Raw genomic sequence first — 19,079 nt, forward strand, 5'->3', positions numbered from 1 at the left:
ATGACCATCCTTGGCAAGCCCAATAATTTCAATATCCTCTTCCATACCCAACACGATGTTTAAGCTTTCAAGAATAAGCTCTTGGTCATCTGCTATAAGCAGTCTCATTTAGTAAGTATCCCCTTTTGTTATTGGAATCGTGACTAATAATTGCGTCCCGTTGGAAGGCGATGAAAGAACCTGTAGCTGACCTTGAAATGGTTGGAGCCGATTTCTCATCGTCGTAAGACCGAAGCCTTCTTTTATTTTCGCTGCACCTTTACCGTTATCACGAATTGTCATATTCACTTGATCGGAGGAGAAGTGGAATTCCAGAGTGATAGTTGTGGCCCCTCCATGCTTAACTGCGTTCGTAAATGCTTCCTGTACGATGCGTAACAAGGTCTGGCGAACAGGTGAGCTTAGAACCTGCTCTGTACCGTCAATACGCAGCTCCACCTCTGTACCGGTAAACTCTTTGAAACTTTCGATGAGCTCCACAATCTGGTCCATCAGCATTTCATCCTCGCCGCTCGCATGAACCAGCTTTCTCATCTCATCCACATTACTTTCCGTCAAGTCCCTCAATCGCAGCAATTTGTCTCTTGCTCCCTGAGGATTCTTATCCAGAAGTGCAATCGCTGCATCCAAACCCATTACGAGCGAAATATAGGAGTGCCCTAATGTATCATGCAGTTCCTTGGACATACGGTTTCTTTCTTCCAATAAAGTAAGCCTTTCGATTTGCAAAGCGTATTGTGTGAGAAGTTTGTTCTTTTTATCGATTTCGATCATTAGCATGCTATTCGTCCGGTAGGCATTGCCAATAAAACCAATCCAAAAGCCAATCGCCAAAAACAATACCAAATCGGATATTAAGCCCGTCGCCTTCCAGAAGGAAAGCTCCCCCGATAAAGTGGATGCATATGGAAGCAATAGAACAACAGGGGCAATCCAGAATACTTTACGCGAGATCATATAGCCGATTGATAATGCCGGAATGAAATAGAAATAGGTGGTTTCCCCTGTCGATATTAACAAATATACAAGTAGAGAGCCCCCGATAACGGTTTCAGAAATACAAAAGGCTTCTCGCTTTTCTCTGATTTGCGGAATCCAGAAAATACATGGGATCAAATAAGCTGCCAGTGCCCACAAGATGATGAGGACATGAGTGAGGCTATCCCCTTGCTCTCGAAGCAGCTCTAGAACTTGAATGATATACCAGTATGATCTTAGTCCAAAAATCCCCCAATTCATGAATTGGAACACTTTTTTCACTGTATTTTCTACCACCTAATGGAAAATATTAATAGAGAACGATGAATCTTTCTCTTATTTTGTAAGTATACGATATGACCGCTTTTTCCCTCTAGTACTAGATTAATTATATTTCTACAATAGTGAGGGAATATGCAGATTCAGGGTACACCTAGAAACCCTCCACTGTAACACCAGACTTATAAAGTGATGATACAGTGCAGGAATGAGGTGATGAAATGGATGAAAAAATATAAAACCGCAGAAATAGCGCATTGCTTCGGAATCCACCCTAACACGGTACGACTTTATGAAAAGCTTGGACTTATTCCAAAACCGGAACGAGAGGCGAATGGTTATCGTGTTTTTACGGATCTCCATATGGAACAGCTTAAATTTGCAAGAACTGCTCTACAAGTGGAGGTATTACAAAACGGTCTGCGAAAACAAGCAATTGATATTATTAAGACCGCCTCTGCCAGAAATTTCGACAAAGCTATTCATCTTACGGAGTGCTATTACCAACAAATAAAAAGTGAACAACAAAACGCCGAAGAAGCGATAGCGATTACAGAAACGCTGTTGTCAGGCGAAAGCCAAGAACGGAGCAAAGCAGTCTTAACTAGAAAAGAAACGGCAGACCTTCTCCATATCTCAATGGATACTTTAAGAAATTGGGAAAGGAATGGTTTATTGACCGTCAAGCGCAAACAAAATGGTTATCGTGTTTATTCCGATGACGATATTAGACGGCTGAAAATTATTCGGTCTTTACGTTGTGCAAATTATTCCCTTACCGCAATCTTGCGGTTGCTGAATGCCTTATCCAGTGATCCCGAAACGGACATAAGAGAAGCAATTGATACTCCCGAAGAAAATGATGATATTATCTCCGTATGCGATAAGCTGCTCACGTCCCTGCATTATGCGGAGATAAACGCTCGAATGATACTCACTCACCTTGAGGAAATGAAAAAGCATTTTTCAATAAACCCTACAGCATAACACCAGACTTTGCTCTGGTGTTATTTTAATTTAGTGAATAGAGAATTCAGGAGGGAATCGATAAGTGGAAACAACGATCATGGTAGAAAACTTGAGCAAGTCTTACGCTAGCGTCAAAGCAGTTGATCATCTAAATCTATCGATTGACCGCGGTGAAGTGTTCGGCTTGCTGGGTGCAAACGGTGCAGGTAAAAGCACCACCATGGAGTGTATATTAGGCACCACAAAACAGGACAGTGGTACGGTATCCATATTGGGAATGAACCCGCAAAAAGAACGAAAAAAACTGTTTGAGAAGGTCGGCGTTCAATTTCAGGAAGCTAATTACCAAGAGAAAATTAAAGTGATAGAGCTGTGTGAGGTCACTGCATCCCTATATCAAACCGTTACAGACTATAGGAGCTTGATCAAACAGTTTGGGCTTTCCGACAAGCTGAATAGCTATGTAAGCGAGCTTTCAGGTGGACAGAAGCAGCGACTGTTCATCGTTCTTGCGTTGATTCCAAATCCTGAGGTTGTTTTTTTAGACGAGTTGACTACAGGGCTTGATGCGAGAGCAAGACGGGATGTGTGGAAAAGTCTTGCCGACTTAAAGGCACAAGGGTTAACCATCCTGCTCACCTCTCACTTTATGGACGAGGTGGAGGCTCTCTGCGACAAAATCATGATTCTGAAGAAAGGAAAAAGCATTTTTTACGGGACCGTGCAAGAAGCGATTGCAGCCAGCCCTTATGACAAATTTGAGGATGCCTATCTTTGGTATACAGACGAGGAGGACAATGAATATGGGAGCATTTAGGACGTTGCTCAAAACAGAGCTCAAGCTATCGCTGCGCGGGATGGATATGTTTATCTTTGCGATCTGCATGCCTGTCGTCGTGGTCATCATTTTAGGGGCGATTTTCGGAGACAGCCCTGCCTTTGATGGTGCAGCTTATACCTTCCTGGAACAATCCTTTGGAGCGGTGGTGACCATTGCGATATGCGCCGGGGGAGTGATGGGCCTTCCTTTGGTTGTTTCCGATTACCGAAACAGAAGGATACTCAAGCGCTTTAAGGTAACGCCGACCAGTCCCGCCCTTATCCTAGCCGTACAGGTTGTCGTATACGCGATTTACTCCATTGCTTCACTCATCCTTGTTTACTTGACTGCAACCATTTGCTTTGACTATCAATTTCTCGGCTCATGGCTTCAATTTACTGGCGCGTACTTCCTAGTCATGCTATCCATGTTTAGCATAGGGCTGCTGGTGGGCGGTCTGGCGCCTAATGTGAAAACAGCAGGCGCTGCAGCCAGCCTGCTATATTTTCCAATGCTCATTTTCTCCGGTGCTACCCTACCTTATGAAGTTATGCCTTCAGCACTTCAACAAGTGGCAGACATAATGCCGTTAACACAGGGCATTAAGATGTTGAAAGCCGCTTCACTTGGGCTGCCGATGGATAGTGTCACCATTCCTGTGGTCGTAATGATTATATTGATGGTCATCTGTATAAGTTTGTCCCTTCGCTTTTTCAAATGGGATTAATTTTTCAACCGTGTAGGCAACTTTGTATTCATGTACCCTCAGTGATATATATTTTTAAATTCTTATTCATAGTTTCAAGTCCTGTTATAGTTGATTTTTATCATGAATACAAATTGGAAAACGTGAACTTTATATAAAATCTAATCCAAAAGAACTATAGTCTTTAGGAATTAATTTTTCTACAATATTAATAAATATTTGGAATACTTGCCACAGGGAGAGTGAGTCCATGAAGAAGAAAGTATTAGTAGCGATTATAAGTGCATCAATGTTGGCCAGCATGGGGACGGGCGCTTTAGCAGCAACTAAGCTGAAAGAAATCAAAGCGTACCTTAACCCTGATATCAAAGTGAAGGTCGATGGTACATACGTTGAGTTGCGTGATGGCAAAGGGAACGCAATTGCACCGATCACCTATCAAGGAGCAAATTACTTGCCAATTCGTGCAGTCTCTGATGCTCTTGGTGTAGCGGTTAATTATGATGCGGCTACTCAGACCATTTCGTTAGGCGAGAAGGTCGACGGCGTTTCTATTGCGAATGGCTTCAAAGATATGTATTATACGAAGGACCCAGTGAAAACAACCTACAAAGGCAAGGATTACAAAGAAGCTTATTATAACGATGCTTCCGGCAACCGTTCCGCCAGCTTTATGCTCTATCCGGAGAAACAGTATCAAACGCTCTACCTTCAGATCGCGGCTGTTAACGGCGATATTACGGACCTTAAGATCCAAGAATCCTCCACCTCTACGATCTTGAAAAAAGTAGATTTAATCAAGGCCGAGGAAGGCCTAGTGACGATCGAAGTCAACATCGCCGGTGTGAAATCGTTATATATTGAAGGCAGCGTAAAAGGCGATACCACTGTCTTTGTCCCATTGACTACTTCCTATTACAAATAAGTTTTACATAAGGAATCTTCCTCATGAGGGAGATTCCTTTAATTATTTAAGTAAACGCTTTCACATAATTGTTGAAAATGGAGGAAGAAAGCCATATCATAGATTTGGATGATTAAATAATTACTAGCAATTCATCCAATTATGATCCAGGTACGCAAGGGGGGTGCACCACCAGCGCGCCGGATCGAAATACAAAGGAGGGTTATTATTTAATGCCAAAACGTTTTAGCAAAATGCTCTCGTTCCTCTGCTGCTTGGTCTTGGTGGCATCGCTACTGCCTGTCAACCTTGCCGGCTACACGGACAACATGGTGCATGCAGATGCGAATGACACACCGACTGCCATGTTCGGAACTCCTGAGCTCGGGTCAGATGATCTATTATGGTCCAAAACAACGACGTATCCAATCAACAAAAGCACTGTACCCGGTGACCCAAGGCCACATGCTACAGGCACCGTACAGATTCTGTGGGACTATGACTACGTATATGCCCGCGTAGTTGTAGAGGATAGCAATCTATATCAAGGACCTGGTGCGGATCATACGTACGACAGCTTAGAGTTTTATGTCGGCCCAGGGTCCAGCGGTTCAAACCAATGGCGTGTCAGTTCTACTGGCGTGTTCTCAGCACAGTCCCATACGGACAGAGCTGCATGGACCCAAATCACGAACACGGGATACATCGTGGAAACAAGAATTCCAAAAAGAAGCTTGACCTTGGAGCCAGGCAAATTAACCTTCGAGGTTTATATCAATAACTCTACGGCGAATGGCGGGGATCGCTATGAGGTCGTTTCCGCTTTCGGAAGTCCAGACACGGGTTTTGGCAGCCATGCTGCATTTGAGAACAGCTTGGAGCTCATTGAAGCCAAAGACGTGGACACTAGATTTACAATCACCACCAAGGTGGATACGGGCGGCACAATAACGCCGAATGCACCCGGCAATGTTATGAAAGTCACCCCCGGATTAGACAAAGTATTCACAATTATACCTGATAACGGCAAAATCGTAGATACCGTAACGGTTGATGGTCAGGCTGTGACGATCGCCAACGATAATACGTTCTCTTTAACCAACATAAGCGCTGATCATCAAATTCATGTGACATTTAAAGATGATCCAGCCGCTTCTCAGCTTCCTTTTATCGTATGGAATGATAACTTTGCTAGTGGCGAGTACACAACGGCTGTCATCATTGACTTAGGCGAAGGAAAAGAAGCATTAGGCTCCGAGCTTCATCCGGGCTTGTTCACCGTGTCAGCTAGAGACACGACCTTGTCCGGCGACTCCGTGGTCTATGAAGGAACGCGCAAAATCTCAAGAGTATACGCCAATAACCAACCGAATGTGCGCGGTTATAAAGGAAAGGTAAGCAATTCACCAGATTATCAGGACGGGCTAGCAAGTGGCCGTTACATTGTAGTTGAGCTTGAATTCTATACAGAAGTCGGCGGTAAAACAACGCTGGATGTCAACAGTAACTCGACAAAGCAAAATTACAACGTCGTTCAAAACGGCGATATCGTGCTAACTGGAGGCGATCGGATCAGCAACGCTGTCTTTAAACAAAACAACGTTGTGAATCCGATCCTTGACAAGTTCACACCACTTACAAGCGATTCAGTCAATTACGCACTCTACCTTCACAAGGATGATAATGGTGATGCGCTGCAAGGATTGCCGCTATATGTCTATACTCACGGTTTTTCACGCGGCGGCACACAAGCCCATATCGACCAGAAGGCGTCTATGAAATCCGCTAACGGTTCGGTTGCTCTGATGAAGAGAATCGAACAAAATCCTGGCAAATACGCTAGCCACATTCTGAATATTTCTTATAGCGGCGGTTCCGCACCAGACATAGGCGACGTTAAGAAGATTATCGACAATATGGTTGCTAGCGGGTTAGTAAATCCTAACCGTATTTATGCGGCTGGCTTCTCGATGGGTGCAATGTTTACGAACACCTTAGTTAACACCTACCCTGGTTTCTTCGCAGCAGCAGCACCTATGGGAATTGCAAGCGGCGCGCCGTCAGTGAGCGCCAACGAAGCTCACAGAGACCAGGCCTATTGGATATTTGTAAACGCGTATGACACTCGAGTAAATGCATCGCTGCTCGATAATTTCATTAACAATGATATTTCAGATCTGACCAACGCAAGAGCATCTCGTTTTGAGAGCAATGAGGCTCTTACATGGCCATACAATCAATACGATCAGCCAAGTCAGAGACCAAATCCGAACAGCACACCTCCCCTGCTTGACTATATAGCACACGAAGTAGAAGCAGCGGTTCTTTACAACGGGATTACAATGGAGAATCCGATTACGAAGGAGACTTGGAGCATAGCTCCGATCGCACAGTCCCCTAACTTGCCGGCTTGGAACAATGACTACACCGACGTCTTTGATTGGATGTATTCGCAAAGTAAACCAAGCGTGCTGCCTGATGCCCCGACCGCCATGTTCGGAACTCCTGAGCTCGGGTCCGATGATCCACTGTGGTCCAAGACTAAGGAGTATCCAATTAACAAAAGCACTGTACCTAATGACCCAAGGCCGCATGCTACGGGTACAGTAAAGCTTCTGTGGGACAACGACTACGTATATGCTCGCGTAGTTGTAGAGGATAGCAATCTATATCGGGGACCTGGTTCGGATCATACGTACGATAGCTTAGAGTTTTATGTCGGCCCAGGATCGAGCGGTTCAAACCAATGGCGTGTCAGTGCGACGGGCGTGTTCTCAGGACAGTCCGAGCTAGGCAGAGCTGCGTGGACCCAGATCACAGACACGGGCTACGTTGTAGAAATGAGAATACCAAAAAGAAATTTGACCTTAGAGCCAGGCAAGTTTACCTTCGAGGTTTATATCAATAACTCGACGGCGAACGGCGGAGATCGCTATGAAGTCGTTTCTGCTTTCGGAACTCCAGACACAGGTTATAGCGGCCATTCTTCATTTGCAGACAGCTTGGTGCTCATTGAAGCCAAGGAAGTGGACACTAGATTTACAATCACCACCCAGGCGGAAACGGGCGGCAAAGTATCACCGAACGCACCCGGCAATGTTCTGAGAGTGGAAAGCGGTGAAGATGTAATCTTTACGGTTATTCCTGATTACGGCAAAGTTGTAGATACCGTAACGGTAGATGGCCAGGCTGTGACGATCGCCAACGATAATACGTTCACTTTAACCAATATTAGCGCGGATCATAACATTCATGTGACATTTAAAGATGATCCAGCTGCATCCCAGCTTCCTTTTATCGTATGGAATGACAACTTCGCTAGCGGCGAGTACACAACGGCTGTTATCATTGACTTAGGCGAAGGGAATGAAGCACTAGGCTCCGAGCTTCATCCGGGCTTGTTCACCGTGTCAGCTAAAAACACGACTCTCTTCGGTAACTCCGTGGTCTTTGAAGGAACGCGCAAGATCTCACGAGTATACGCCAATGACGAACCGAAAGTGCGCGGTTATAAAGGAAAGGTAAGCAATTCACCAGATTATCAAGACGGACTGGCAAGCGGCCGTTACATCGTAGTAGAGCTTGAGTTTTATACAGAGGCCGGCGGCAGTACAACGCTCGACGGCAGCAGCAACTCGACAAGACAAAATTACAATATCATTCAAAATAAAGATATCGTGCTAACAGATGGCGAGTCGCTTAGCTATGTCGTCTTCAAACAGGAGAAAGTTGTAAATCCGATTCTTGACAAGTTTACATCACATACGAGCGATTCGGTCAATTACGCACTCTACCTTCACAAGGATGATAAAGGTGAAGCGCTGCAACAATTGCCGCTATATGTCTATACACACGGCATGTCACGCGGCGGCACACAAGCACAGTTCGACCAGAAGGCGTCTATGAAATCCGCTAACGGTTCGGTTGCTCTGATGAAGAAAATGCAAGAAAATCCTAAAAAGTATGCTAGCCATATTCTGAATATTTCTTATAACGGAACTTCCACTCCACAAACAGCCGATGTGAAGAAGGTTATCGACGACTTAGTTGCACGCGGATTAGTAGACCCTAACCGGATTTACGTAGCGGGCTTCTCATGGGGTGGCGCGTATACGAACACCTTAATTAACACATACCCTGGCTTCTTCGCAGCAGGTGCACCGATGTCACCAGTATTCGGTTCACCAGAAGCGAGTACGAACGAAGCTCACAAAGATCTGGCTTATTGGATGTTTATCAATGCTCATAACGTTGGAATCTATCAGACGAATCTCAATACCTTCATCACCACTAATATGCCGGCGATGACCAACGCAAGAGCTTCCCGTTTTGAGAGCAATGAGGCTCTTACTTGGCCATACAATCAATATGATCAGCCAAGTCAGAGACCGAATCCAGACAACACACCAATCATGCAGGACTATATCGCACATGAGGTTGAGGCTGCGGTTCTTTATAACCAGATCACGATGGGGACTTGGAGCATAGCTCCTACGGCACAATCCTCTAACTTGCCGGCTTGGGACAATGATTACACCGACGTCTTTGATTGGATGTTCGCACAGAGGAAAGCGGACGTGCCTGGTGCTCCGAGCAGCTTTAAAGCGACGGCAGGCGACGGACAGGTCACATTGAACTGGACAGCTCCAGCAGATAACGGCGGCAGTGCGATATTGGGCTATAAGGTCTGGTATGGCGACGTGACGCCGGTCACACTAGGTGCGGAGGCGACCGAATATACCTTCAAGGATCTGACTAACGGCCAAGAGTACACCTTCAAGGCCGTCGCGATGAACGCGAAAGGCGATAGTAGCGAGGTAAGTGCGACGGCGACGCCGGTAACGAAGGCGACCCCTCCTGTTAATCCTGATCCTTCCGGCGGCAATGGCGGCGGCAATGGCGGCGGCAATGGCGGCGGCAACTCCGGTGGTAACACCGGCGGTAACACCGGCAATACAGGCACCGAGACAGAAACTACATCGCCTAAGCCGTCCTACACCGTGAACACGCCGAAGGATAAGCCTGCTGTCACGGACCGAGACGGTAACACTACCCTGCCGGGCGGCGGCGAGATTACAACCAAGGGCGGGACGAAGATTGAAGTACCTGAGGGCACAACTATAGACGCAAAAGGTAAAGTGACCATTCCGGCGGACAAGAACGCCGAGGTGACGCTATCCGGCGGCAACAGCACCGTGACCATTCCGGGCGGCTCGACGATCGAGAGCGACGGTACGGTTACATTGGGCGACGGCGACGCGCAGGTGAACCTGCCGAACGGCAAATCGTTGAGTATCCGCGGCGGATCGAGGATCCTGAGTGACGGCTCGGTTGTGGTAGGATCGAACGGCGCGAAAGTCGGCTTAAACAACGCCATATCGCTGAACATCCATGAGGGCACGGAGTTTGTATTGGATGACGAAAGTCCGCTGGGCTTCCTCGTGATGTCGGGCAATCCATTCAATGATGTCAACGTGGATGACTGGTTCTACAGCTACGTCAACTCCGCCTACACATTCGGTCTTGTCAACGGCACGGCGTCCACGACGTTCTCACCGAGCAGCTCAATAACGCGCGCGATGTTCGTGCAGGTACTGGCCAATCTTGAGAACATAGACCGCACCGGTTACACAAGTTCTCGCTTTAGCGACGTGACGGCCGGTCAGTGGTACACGGCGGCAGTCGAATGGGCAGCCGAAAGCGGCATCGTCAACGGTACAAACGCAGACAAATTTGATCCTAATTCACCGATGACGCGCGAGCAGATGCTGGTAATCCTGTACAACTACTTGAAGTACAAGGGCATTGAAATCCCTGAAGGCCAATCGAAGTCCTTCGCGGATGAAAGCAAGATCAGCTCATGGGCGTTAGAGGCTGTTCAGGCACTGAAGGGCATCGGCATTGTAACAGGCAAGGGTAACAACATTTTCGACCCTCAAGGTACTGCTACCCGCGCCGAATTAGCCACTATCTTTGTAAGATTCATCGAATATCTGGCTAAGTAAAGGCGTCAACAGGTAAAGGCAGATCCTTCCGGCTGGACATGATCCGGCTGGAAGGGTCTTTTTCTAGTTTGTCATAACCTTTTCAAAGCGGAAAAATTCATATTCTGCATCTGTTTCTGGCTCCTCGCCTTCGACATTCGGCCCTGGGTTGCCGCGATGATAAAACTCCACGATTTTGAAGCCGCATTTGTTTACGTAAAAGTGAATATTGCGCTTTTCAAAATACGGTGTGAACAGCTCCCATACCTTCGTTGCTGGGAATGCTGCTTCGATGGCTTCCCATGCCTTGGTCCCGATGCCTTGTCCTTGTACACTCGCCTTCGTATACAAGAAATCGACTTCATTGCGCTGTGTATCCGTATTAATGTGTAGCACGACGCCACCGATTCGTTCCCCGTTTAAGAGAAATTGACGAACAACCGCCTCTTCTGAAAATAACGAGCGCTCAAAATCTGCTTCAGACGGGATGGGCCCCATTGTTGTCGGATCCTCCGCCCCTTTAAAACTTTCCTGCAAACCTTTCATAAACGCTTCCTGTATTTCTTTCTTTAATTCTATTAACTCTTCCTGTGGTACAGGCGCTAAAATCAATTGTTCATCCTGTTTCATTCTTAATAATCCTTTCCATAGATAGCGATGAGAGAAATGCTATGATGCAGTAGTCTAATTTTTGTGAAATAGCCAACGGATAATACTATCACTTCATCGGGAATCGGCAGGCTTATGTCATAAAGCAGAAACCATCGAGGACTTTGATGATTACTCTGTCGATGACATTTTAAGTGTGGCTGGAATTCTGAAACCCGGGGAAGCGCAAGAATTATTAGACCACATTCAGGAGTCACGGGAGGGCTGGGGAAAGTGACCCACAGCCACTCCGGATATTTATTCGATTCGAACATCGTCATCGCCATTCTGGACAACGATCATGCCGCCATTAACTTAGTACGACAAGCCCAAGAAGAAAAACGGCGAATATTCTTTTCGACGATTACGGAATGTGAAGTACTGAGTGGTGTCAAACACAATCAGTTCCTAATCGCAGTCTTTCTTTGGAAATTTCATTATATGTAATAATAATCTCCCCAACGTCATAAAAAGCATTACTATTTATCGGATCATTTACAAAAAAAACACTTTTTATAGTGCCTCACAAAAATTCAGTGAATACATACAAAATTTAAAATACTAAGGGCTATTATTGAATAGCTCTTAGTATTTTTTTGTATTATTAATGACTTGTTGCTGGTTATGCAATTTCTCTAACTCATCAATAAACCTTAATATTTCTTTCTTTATGCTTTCGGTTAAACTATATAATTCATTTACGTCAGATTCTGCTTCTTCAGCTAATTCTTCATGTCGGTTAAAGGCTCGTTGGGACGCTATCTCTGTAGCCTCATCTAGTTCATCAAAATATGAAAGTTCATCACTAATTAGTTCACAAGCAAAATCTTGATGATCAAAGAATGCTAATTCATAAATAGGTGATTCTTCTTCACATAAATTCCGAGCAGTCTCTAGGTCACTAATAATGTTTGACTCAAAAAAGATATCAAGCTCTATCACGCTAATCAAATCATTTATTTCCTCTTCGAGATCATGCAGTATATTACCGAAATGAATAAGATTTCCAGGAGATACATATGGATCTCTCGAATTATATACCTCATTTTCTTCGAATTGACCTACATAAGTAAACAATCCTTCCTTCATGCTATCTGTAATAGATATCATATCTGACAATAGCATTGACAAAGTAATTTGCTTTTTATTAAAGATATCACCGAAATACTGAATCCCTTCATCTTCAATTAAAGGGACTAAATTTTCAATAATCAGTTTTACCTTATTGGGGTCACGAATAATTATACCTGTCTCTCTGTTATTCTTGCTTTCATCCGAGAAATTCGCTGAACCTATGTAAGCAATATTATTTGTTAGTACAATTTTTGTATGATTATCAAAATGATAAAAAGTGGCTATATCATCTATCTCATTTGAATTCAACCGTCTTGTATAATTCGTAATGCTATCTTTAGCTTTTTTACGTGCTGAATCACTATAGTAGGTATCATAATGATTTGGAATATTTGTAACAATACGTACCAATACGTACCTCTGCATGTTCTGCAGCATCCTTAAGTAAATCTAATAAATGATTTCTTTGGGACGAGATATTATATGTGGTTACAAATATATAATCTGCATTCGGAAAATCATCCAGAACCTCCTGATAATTCAATTCATCCCTTGAGGAAACTAATTCAATAATTCCAGGCACTAAATTAATTCTTTCTGAACTCAAATCATCATCTCCTTCGTCAAGATAAAACAGAAGACACCTTAGAGCGATTTCCATCACTCTAAGGTGTCTTCATTATACACAATGTGGGCAAGGTTTCTCCGAAGAGAAACCCTTGCCTCACAAGGCTTTATAGCCGATATTTCCGCATGGAGCGGTCTGTGCTCCATCGGCAATGAATTCTACCGCTTAAGCGCGGTCGCTCCTCCTCGATTTACATCGAGGAAGAATTCATTACATCATGCCGCCCATACCGCCCATGCCGCCCATGTCTGGGCCAGCTGGTTTGTCTTTCTCAGGCTTGTCGGCAACAACCGCTTCGGTCGTGAGGAACATAGCTGCTACGGAAGCTGCGTTCTGCAGAGCGGAACGCGTTACTTTCGCAGGGTCAACGATGCCCGCTTCGAACATGTTCACCCATTCGCCCGTTGCTGCGTTGTAGCCTACGCCGATTTTCTCGTTCTTGAGACGCTCGACGATGACGGAGCCTTCTTGACCAGCGTTCGCTGCGATCGTGCGGATTGGCTCTTCGAGAGCGCGGAGGACGATATTAACGCCCGTTTGCTCGTCGCCAGATGCTTGAACCGCTGCTACTGCAGCATATACGTTCACGAGTGCCGTACCGCCGCCCGATACGATACCTTCTTCGACTGCTGCGCGAGTCGAGTTCAGTGCGTCTTCGATGCGGAGCTTGCGCTCTTTCAGTTCTGTTTCCGTAGCTGCGCCAACTTTGATAACTGCTACGCCGCCAGCCAGCTTAGCCAGACGCTCTTGCAGCTTCTCGCGGTCGAACTCGGAAGTCGTTTCTTCCAGTTGCGCACGGATTTGGTTGACGCGAACTTCGATGTCGGCCTTGTCCCCAGCGCCGTCAACGATGATCGTGTTTTCTTTCGTTACGCGAACTTGACGAGCCGTACCGAGCTGTTCAACCGTCGTTTGCTTCAGCTCAAGGCCGAGCTCTTCCGTAATCACTTGGCCGCCCGTCAGAGCAGCAATGTCGCCCAGCATTGCTTTGCGGCGGTCGCCGAAGCCTGGAGCTTTAACGCCGACGCACGTGAACGTGCCGCGCAGACGGTTAACGAGCAGCGTAGCGAGCGCTTCGCCTTCGATATCCTCTGCGATGATCAGCAGCTGTTTGCCGGATTGAACGACTTTCTCGAGAACCGGAAGGATCTCTTGAATGTTCGTAATTTTCTTATCCGTAATCAGAATGTATGGGTTGTCGAGGACCGCTTCCATTTTGTCCGTGTCCGTAATCATGTACGGGGACAGGTAGCCGCGGTCGAATTGCATACCTTCAACCACTTCAAGCTCCGTAGCGAAGCCTTTCGATTCTTCAACCGTAATAACGCCGTCGTTGCCGACTTTCTCCATCGCTTCTGCGATCAGTTGACCAACTTCGTCATCAGCGGACGAGATTGCTGCAACTTGCGCGATCGATTGCTTGCCTTCGATTGGCTTAGCGATCTTATGCAGCTCATCAACTGCAGCGCGTACCGCTTTCTCGATCCCTTTGCGGATCACCATTGGGTTAGCGCCTGCCGTTACGTTCTTCAGACCTTCACGGATCATCGCTTGCGCGAGAACCGTAGCTGTCGTCGTACCGTCACCGGCTACGTCATTCGTTTTGGTTGCAACTTCTTTAACGAGCTGAGCGCCCATGTTCTCGAATGCGTCTTCGAGCTCGATTTCTTTAGCAATAGAAACGCCGTCATTCGTGATAAGCGGGCTGCCGAATTTTTTCTCCAATACGACGTTACGGCCTTTAGGACCGAGCGTTACTTTAACAGCGTTAGCAAGAGCGTCGACACCACGAAGCATCGCGCGACGAGCGTCTTCGCCGAATTTAATTTCTTTTGCCATCGTCAATGACCTCCTATATATCAACTAAGTAATATCATGCCGGAGCGTCTATCGCCCCGTCCGATTATGTTGCTTGTATGTGATTCAATCGCAGGCGAATTAGCCCAGGACCGCGTGAATGTCGCTTTCCTTCATAATCAAATACTCTTTGCCTTCATACTTAACTTCTGTGCCTGCATATTTGGAGAACAGGACGCGATCGCCGACTTGTACTTCCAGCGCAACGCGAACGCCGTCTTTCAGAGCACCGCTGCCTACAGCGACAACTTTACCTTCTTGTGGCTTCTCTTTCGCCGTGTCTGGAAGCACAATGCCGCTTGCCGTAGTTTCTTCTTTCGCGATCGGCTCTACCAATACGCGTTCACCCAAAGGTTTGATCATGAAAAATAGCCTCCTTTTGAAAATGGTACGTTGTACATTTTGTTAGCACTCGTAAGACAGAAGTGCTAACAACCATTTTTATAATACCTATTTTACTCTTACATTTCAAGTGCTCTGAACCATTAATTTAACGGATTTTTACTATAGATTCATCTGCGCCTCGGGTCCGCCTCTTACTTCAAATCATACTTGCCGTTGTCCGTCATCCTCACCTTCACTTCGATCGTCATATCGTCCTTGGCAGGAAGCCAATCTTTCTTGGAGGCATACATTTTCCAGAAGGCCGGATGGTAGCGGTAAAGGTTCAATCTCGTCTGCAGCAGATCAGCGTGCTTGTCCAGCCCTGCTTCATACGTTTGCTTAATTTCTTCACGTACCTTGCTCGAAACTACCGACTCTACCTTCTGCTTGGTCAATTGGCCTTCCAATTCTACAACGTGTACACGCAGCTTCACCTTCAGCCTAAATCTCGCCGAATCGCCCTTAATTATGCTGCTAAGATGAGAAACGGATTTTTCGACCGCAACCGTTGCCCGTTTTCCATCCACTTCGAAGCTGAACATCTCTCTTCGGAAATTAGGCAGCAGCCAGCGAAGCCCCTTCATCTCCGATTCAGGCAAATAACCGATAAGCTGACGGTCGCTCATAATAAAGCTTCCTTGCGGTATATTCAATGACAACGGTTTACTTCCTGCTTTCCAATCTCCTTTTGTCTCAGCAAGATTCGTTAAAAGTGTCGTATAAGAACGCTCAGTCTGCTGTTGAATGAACTTCTGCATATTGAGCGGTCGATACATGCTTACTTGCCTAAACATGAGCTCCGGCTTATATATAAAGCTAACAAGAGGAGATAGGTTAAAAATAGACTCCGTAGAGAACAGCTGATCGAACGATGCTCGCGTGCCGAATACCCATGCCGAAAATCTTGCTGCCCGCTGCCGGTTCATCGCATCGAGCAGCTCGTCCAGCTTAGGCATCGCTCTCTCGTGGATAATGAGCGTCTTCAAGTTCTCGACACTTAACTGATATTGACTCGACTTAATCAATTCCGTCAGTGCGACCAGAACCGTAGGCCCTTCGCTATGCCCGACCCACTTATTCGGCCCTGATGCTGGCCCACCTTCCGTCTTCGCAATCGATTCGAAGGAGATCATCTCGCCGTATAGCTTGAACTTCCCGTCCTCATAATCTATACCCATCGCGGTGATATAACCGATATCCTGCATATCGACTTTATCCCAGCAGCCGCCAAGCAGCGCTGCCACCAATAGCACCGCGATAGCCTTCAACGCTCGATGCTGCAGGCGACAAGCAATCATCGCATTCCACCCTTTCTCATGCGGCTCTCCTTACGCTGTCCGTACCACGGAAGCTGGGTAAGGACGTCCAGCAGCTTCTTCCACTTGATCGGAGCAATGGGCAGCATATAAGGATGACCGAACGATTCTAACGAGCAAACGTACACCATAACTGCGAACAGGGCGATGAAGAAGCCGAATATTCCAAGCACTGAAGACAGAGCCAAAATAAATAAACGAAGAACGCTCACCGTTCCGTTAAGCGTCTGATTCACGAGCGTAAAGGTAGCCACTGCCGTTACAGCAGCCACAACGAGCATGGTCGGAGAAGTCAATCCTGCGCGTATGGCTGCATCGCCGACGATCAAGCCGCCGACGACGGATACTGTCTGGCCGACAGGTCTTGGCAGACGAACGCCTGCTTCGCGAAACAGCTCGAACATTGCCAGCATGAGAAACATTTCGAGAGGAGCAGACAACGGCAGTCCCGCTCGGGATATCGATATCGTCGCAAGCAGATTAAACGGCAGCTGATCGATGTTGTAGGAGGACAGCGCCACCCAGAAGCCCGGAAGATATAACGCGAGTGCGATCCCTGCCAAACGAAGCAGCCGCTCCAGCGTGACAAAATAATAAGGGAGATGAATATCCTCAGGCGACTTAATCTGCAGCGTAAGCGTTGCCGGCGCGAGAATGGCGGTCGGCGAGCCTTCCACGAGCACCGCGATCCGATTACTCATGAGCGCTTGAACCACATAGTCGGGCCAGCCAATTGAATCGACCAACGGAAACAGCGCTCTTGGCTGGTCGGATACAAGCTCTTCTAACTGCGAAGAACCATATAAGGCTTCGATATCAATGGCACTCAGACGCTGCCGCATTTCATCTACCAAGCTCCGAGACGCCTTACCGGCTATATAAAGCATGACCACCTGCGTTTTCGACTGACTTCCAATCGTCATAAACTCGCAATGCAGATCGGGCGTGCGCAGCCTTTTGCGAACAAGAGCAAGATTCGTTTCCAGCTTCTCAACGAATCCGTCACGCGGTCCTTTAAGCGATACTTCCATCGTTGATTCTTCGGGCTGCCTGCCCGGCGGATTGCTCGCGTTCGCATGAAACCAGCATTCATCGATGTACACGATCACCATACCGGAAGTGAGCATTTCGAACGCCTTTTTTTTCATCCACATCCGGTTCAAGCGGAACAATGGCTGGAAGGTTGGAATGACCGTCCTTAGACCTCCAGTTCTCCAAATCCTGCAGGATGCCGGTAGTGAGCGCCTGATTATCGACCATTCCCATGCAATAAAATAAATCGACATGCATGGCCCCCTCTATTCCCACTTGGAATGATTGGATCGTTATGTCGCCGCATTGCTTGACCATCGCCATCCACAAATCGTAATTTAGGCGCGACTTACCTTCTGACCCTTTACCACTCTTGCCCGATAACGGCCTCATCGCTTTCTTCCTTTCCTGCTTTATGATCCGTACGTCTCCCTAGCCCTTTCGTCGGCCTCTTGCCGCCGAGATGACCCATAGCACAAGCGTCAAGCCTACAACGAACAAGCCCGAGTAATGAAAATAATGCTGAACGGCAAGTTGATATATATTTCGCCTAGTTGTCAAAAGCTCGGCAGCAGCGGCGAAAATACAGGACAGTACCATAATTCCCCATACGCGCCCTTTGGACGAACGAGACAATAGCTCCGTCACTAGATACATTGTCATCGACACGCGTATGAACGCACCCGATAACCACTGATAAATGGCTAGAAAATCAAGATGCTCGATATACCGCCCGATTGAAACGAGCCGCCACTGTGCAAATGCTGGATAACTCAGCTTCTCGCCTTCGACCGGTCCAAACTCGGTTATCGTCCCCATAACCGGACCTAACGTAAGCAGCACAAGAAACACAATTAATGCCGTTAGACCAATTCTGCCCATTCTTCCTTTTTGATGAGACTGAAACAGTAGCAGCATATAAATTTCAGCTAATGCGCTGAATGAATACAATGCCCCGTCGATAATCGGATGCAGCCCATGCTCTCCAATCGGAAGCAGAAACCGATAATCTTTATGCGAGAAGTTGGCCGACATAACCAGATCACCGAATACGATGTGAAGGGGAGCAGGATACACGCAACGAAAGCGATCGTCCGCAGTCCTGTGATCGCCCCGTAAGCACATAAGCCTGTGAATAAAAGAGTAACGATGATCGATGGCGTTAGTGGAATATAGGTCGCGTTCGAGAATTCGACGGCATCCACAATGGAATGAAGTGACACGAACAGAAGCATGCCGATTATTAGAACGAGTATAATCCACCGAAGCGCAGCGAAGCCTCGAGCTTCTAACCAGACCTTAATTGGTTGTCCATCGATCGATTTTAATATGTGAAACAATGGAAAAACCGCCCATAGTATGACGAATGGCATCGCCAGGATTGTGCTCAACCACGCGTCCCGTCCGGCAGCATCTAGCAGCAGCGGCATGATCGTAACATGATTGACGATTCCGACCGAAAGCGTCATCATCATAATCATGGGCCACACGCCGAATGAT

General features: G+C 46.7%; 13 protein-coding genes and 1 pseudogene. 5 read left to right on the forward strand and 9 right to left on the reverse strand.

Features of this window, described 5'->3' with window-relative positions; translation table 11 throughout:
• Window positions 1-108 precede the first annotated feature (108 nt).
• Window positions 109-1,260, reverse strand: coding sequence for a sensor histidine kinase (locus tag PXY01_RS09175; RefSeq protein ID WP_127569555.1), 1,152 nt, complete (start codon window positions 1,258-1,260; stop codon window positions 109-111).
• Between the two features lie 222 nt (window positions 1,261-1,482).
• On the opposite strand from PXY01_RS09175, the gene PXY01_RS09180 reads away from it, so the two are divergent.
• From PXY01_RS09180 to PXY01_RS09200, 5 genes are all read left to right on the forward strand, one after another.
• Window positions 1,483-2,244, forward strand: a complete 762-nt coding sequence (locus PXY01_RS09180; RefSeq protein WP_127569556.1) for a MerR family transcriptional regulator — start codon at window positions 1,483-1,485, stop codon at window positions 2,242-2,244.
• Between the two features lie 64 nt (window positions 2,245-2,308).
• Window positions 2,309-3,043 (forward strand): ABC transporter ATP-binding protein, encoded by a 735-nt coding sequence (locus PXY01_RS09185; RefSeq protein ID WP_127569557.1) that lies wholly within the window; start codon window positions 2,309-2,311, stop codon window positions 3,041-3,043.
• Entirely contained in the window at window positions 3,030-3,773 is a 744-nt protein-coding gene (locus PXY01_RS09190) for an ABC transporter permease (protein WP_127569558.1), read from the forward strand. Before PXY01_RS09185 ends, PXY01_RS09190 begins: the two co-directional genes overlap by 14 nt.
• A 229-nt stretch (window positions 3,774-4,002) precedes the next feature.
• Complete coding sequence (locus tag PXY01_RS09195) at window positions 4,003-4,677, forward strand: stalk domain-containing protein (protein ID WP_127569559.1); 675 nt, start codon at window positions 4,003-4,005, stop codon at window positions 4,675-4,677.
• Window positions 4,678-4,889: 212 nt separating this feature from the next.
• On the forward strand, window positions 4,890-10,661 hold the full coding sequence (locus tag PXY01_RS09200; RefSeq protein ID WP_127569560.1) for an S-layer homology domain-containing protein: 5,772 nt from the start codon (window positions 4,890-4,892) through the stop codon (window positions 10,659-10,661).
• 63 nt (window positions 10,662-10,724) lie between these two features.
• Here PXY01_RS09200 and PXY01_RS09205 read toward each other — a convergent pair whose 3' ends face one another.
• From PXY01_RS09205 to PXY01_RS23285, 8 genes and pseudogenes are all read right to left on the reverse strand, one after another.
• A complete protein-coding gene (locus PXY01_RS09205) occupies window positions 10,725-11,270 on the reverse strand; it encodes a GNAT family N-acetyltransferase (RefSeq protein WP_127569561.1) in 546 nt (181 codons plus the stop codon).
• A gap of 603 nt (window positions 11,271-11,873) precedes the next feature.
• Window positions 11,874-12,788, reverse strand: coding sequence for a phospholipase D-like domain-containing protein (locus PXY01_RS09220; RefSeq protein WP_164744356.1), 915 nt, complete (start codon window positions 12,786-12,788; stop codon window positions 11,874-11,876).
• 412 nt (window positions 12,789-13,200) lie between these two features.
• Entirely contained in the window at window positions 13,201-14,829 is a 1,629-nt protein-coding gene (groL, locus tag PXY01_RS09225) for a chaperonin GroEL (protein WP_127569563.1), read from the reverse strand.
• A 99-nt stretch (window positions 14,830-14,928) separates the two neighbouring features.
• Entirely contained in the window at window positions 14,929-15,210 is a 282-nt protein-coding gene (groES, locus tag PXY01_RS09230; protein WP_127569564.1) for a co-chaperone GroES, read from the reverse strand.
• A gap of 173 nt (window positions 15,211-15,383) precedes the next feature.
• On the reverse strand, window positions 15,384-16,529 hold the full coding sequence (locus PXY01_RS09235; protein ID WP_127569565.1) for a Ger(x)C family spore germination protein: 1,146 nt from the start codon (window positions 16,527-16,529) through the stop codon (window positions 15,384-15,386).
• Window positions 16,526-17,695, reverse strand: a complete 1,170-nt coding sequence (locus PXY01_RS09240) for a spore germination protein (RefSeq protein ID WP_246027856.1) — start codon at window positions 17,693-17,695, stop codon at window positions 16,526-16,528. Before PXY01_RS09240 ends, PXY01_RS09235 begins: the two co-directional genes overlap by 4 nt.
• The gene (locus tag PXY01_RS22775; protein WP_246027857.1) at window positions 17,637-17,972 is read right to left on the reverse strand and encodes a hypothetical protein; all 336 of its coding nucleotides are present in this window, start codon (window positions 17,970-17,972) and stop codon (window positions 17,637-17,639) included. Before PXY01_RS22775 ends, PXY01_RS09240 begins: the two co-directional genes overlap by 59 nt.
• A 39-nt stretch (window positions 17,973-18,011) precedes the next feature.
• A pseudogene (locus PXY01_RS23285) lies at window positions 18,012-19,060 on the reverse strand (GerAB/ArcD/ProY family transporter).
• Window positions 19,061-19,079: the final 19 nt, after the last annotated feature.

The sequence above is a fragment of the Paenibacillus xylaniclasticus genome, assembly GCF_004001065.1.
Taxonomy (GTDB): Bacteria; Bacillota; Bacilli; order Paenibacillales; family Paenibacillaceae; genus Paenibacillus_T; species Paenibacillus_T xylaniclasticus.

Bases quoted from the DNA above. Each gene is read 5' to 3' on its own strand.
- PXY01_RS09180 (WP_127569556.1), top strand. From the start codon at position 1,483: ATGAAAAAATATAAAACCGCAGAAATAGCGCATTGCTTCGGAATCCAC.
- PXY01_RS09190 (WP_127569558.1), top strand. From the start codon at position 3,030: ATGGGAGCATTTAGGACGTTGCTCAAAACAGAGCTCAAGCTATCGCTG.
- PXY01_RS09195 (WP_127569559.1), top strand. From the start codon at position 4,003: ATGAAGAAGAAAGTATTAGTAGCGATTATAAGTGCATCAATGTTGGCC.
- PXY01_RS09200 (WP_127569560.1), top strand. From the start codon at position 4,890: ATGCCAAAACGTTTTAGCAAAATGCTCTCGTTCCTCTGCTGCTTGGTC.
- PXY01_RS09205 (WP_127569561.1), bottom strand. From the start codon at position 11,270: ATGAAACAGGATGAACAATTGATTTTAGCGCCTGTACCACAGGAAGAG.
- PXY01_RS09220 (WP_164744356.1), bottom strand. From the start codon at position 12,788: ATGCAGAGGTACGTATTGGTACGTATTGTTACAAATATTCCAAATCAT.
- groL (WP_127569563.1), bottom strand. From the start codon at position 14,829: ATGGCAAAAGAAATTAAATTCGGCGAAGACGCTCGTCGCGCGATGCTT.
- groES (WP_127569564.1), bottom strand. From the start codon at position 15,210: ATGATCAAACCTTTGGGTGAACGCGTATTGGTAGAGCCGATCGCGAAA.
- PXY01_RS09235 (WP_127569565.1), bottom strand. From the start codon at position 16,529: ATGATTGCTTGTCGCCTGCAGCATCGAGCGTTGAAGGCTATCGCGGTG.
- PXY01_RS09240 (WP_246027856.1), bottom strand. From the start codon at position 17,695: ATGAAAAAAAAGGCGTTCGAAATGCTCACTTCCGGTATGGTGATCGTG.
- PXY01_RS22775 (WP_246027857.1), bottom strand. From the start codon at position 17,972: ATGAGGCCGTTATCGGGCAAGAGTGGTAAAGGGTCAGAAGGTAAGTCG.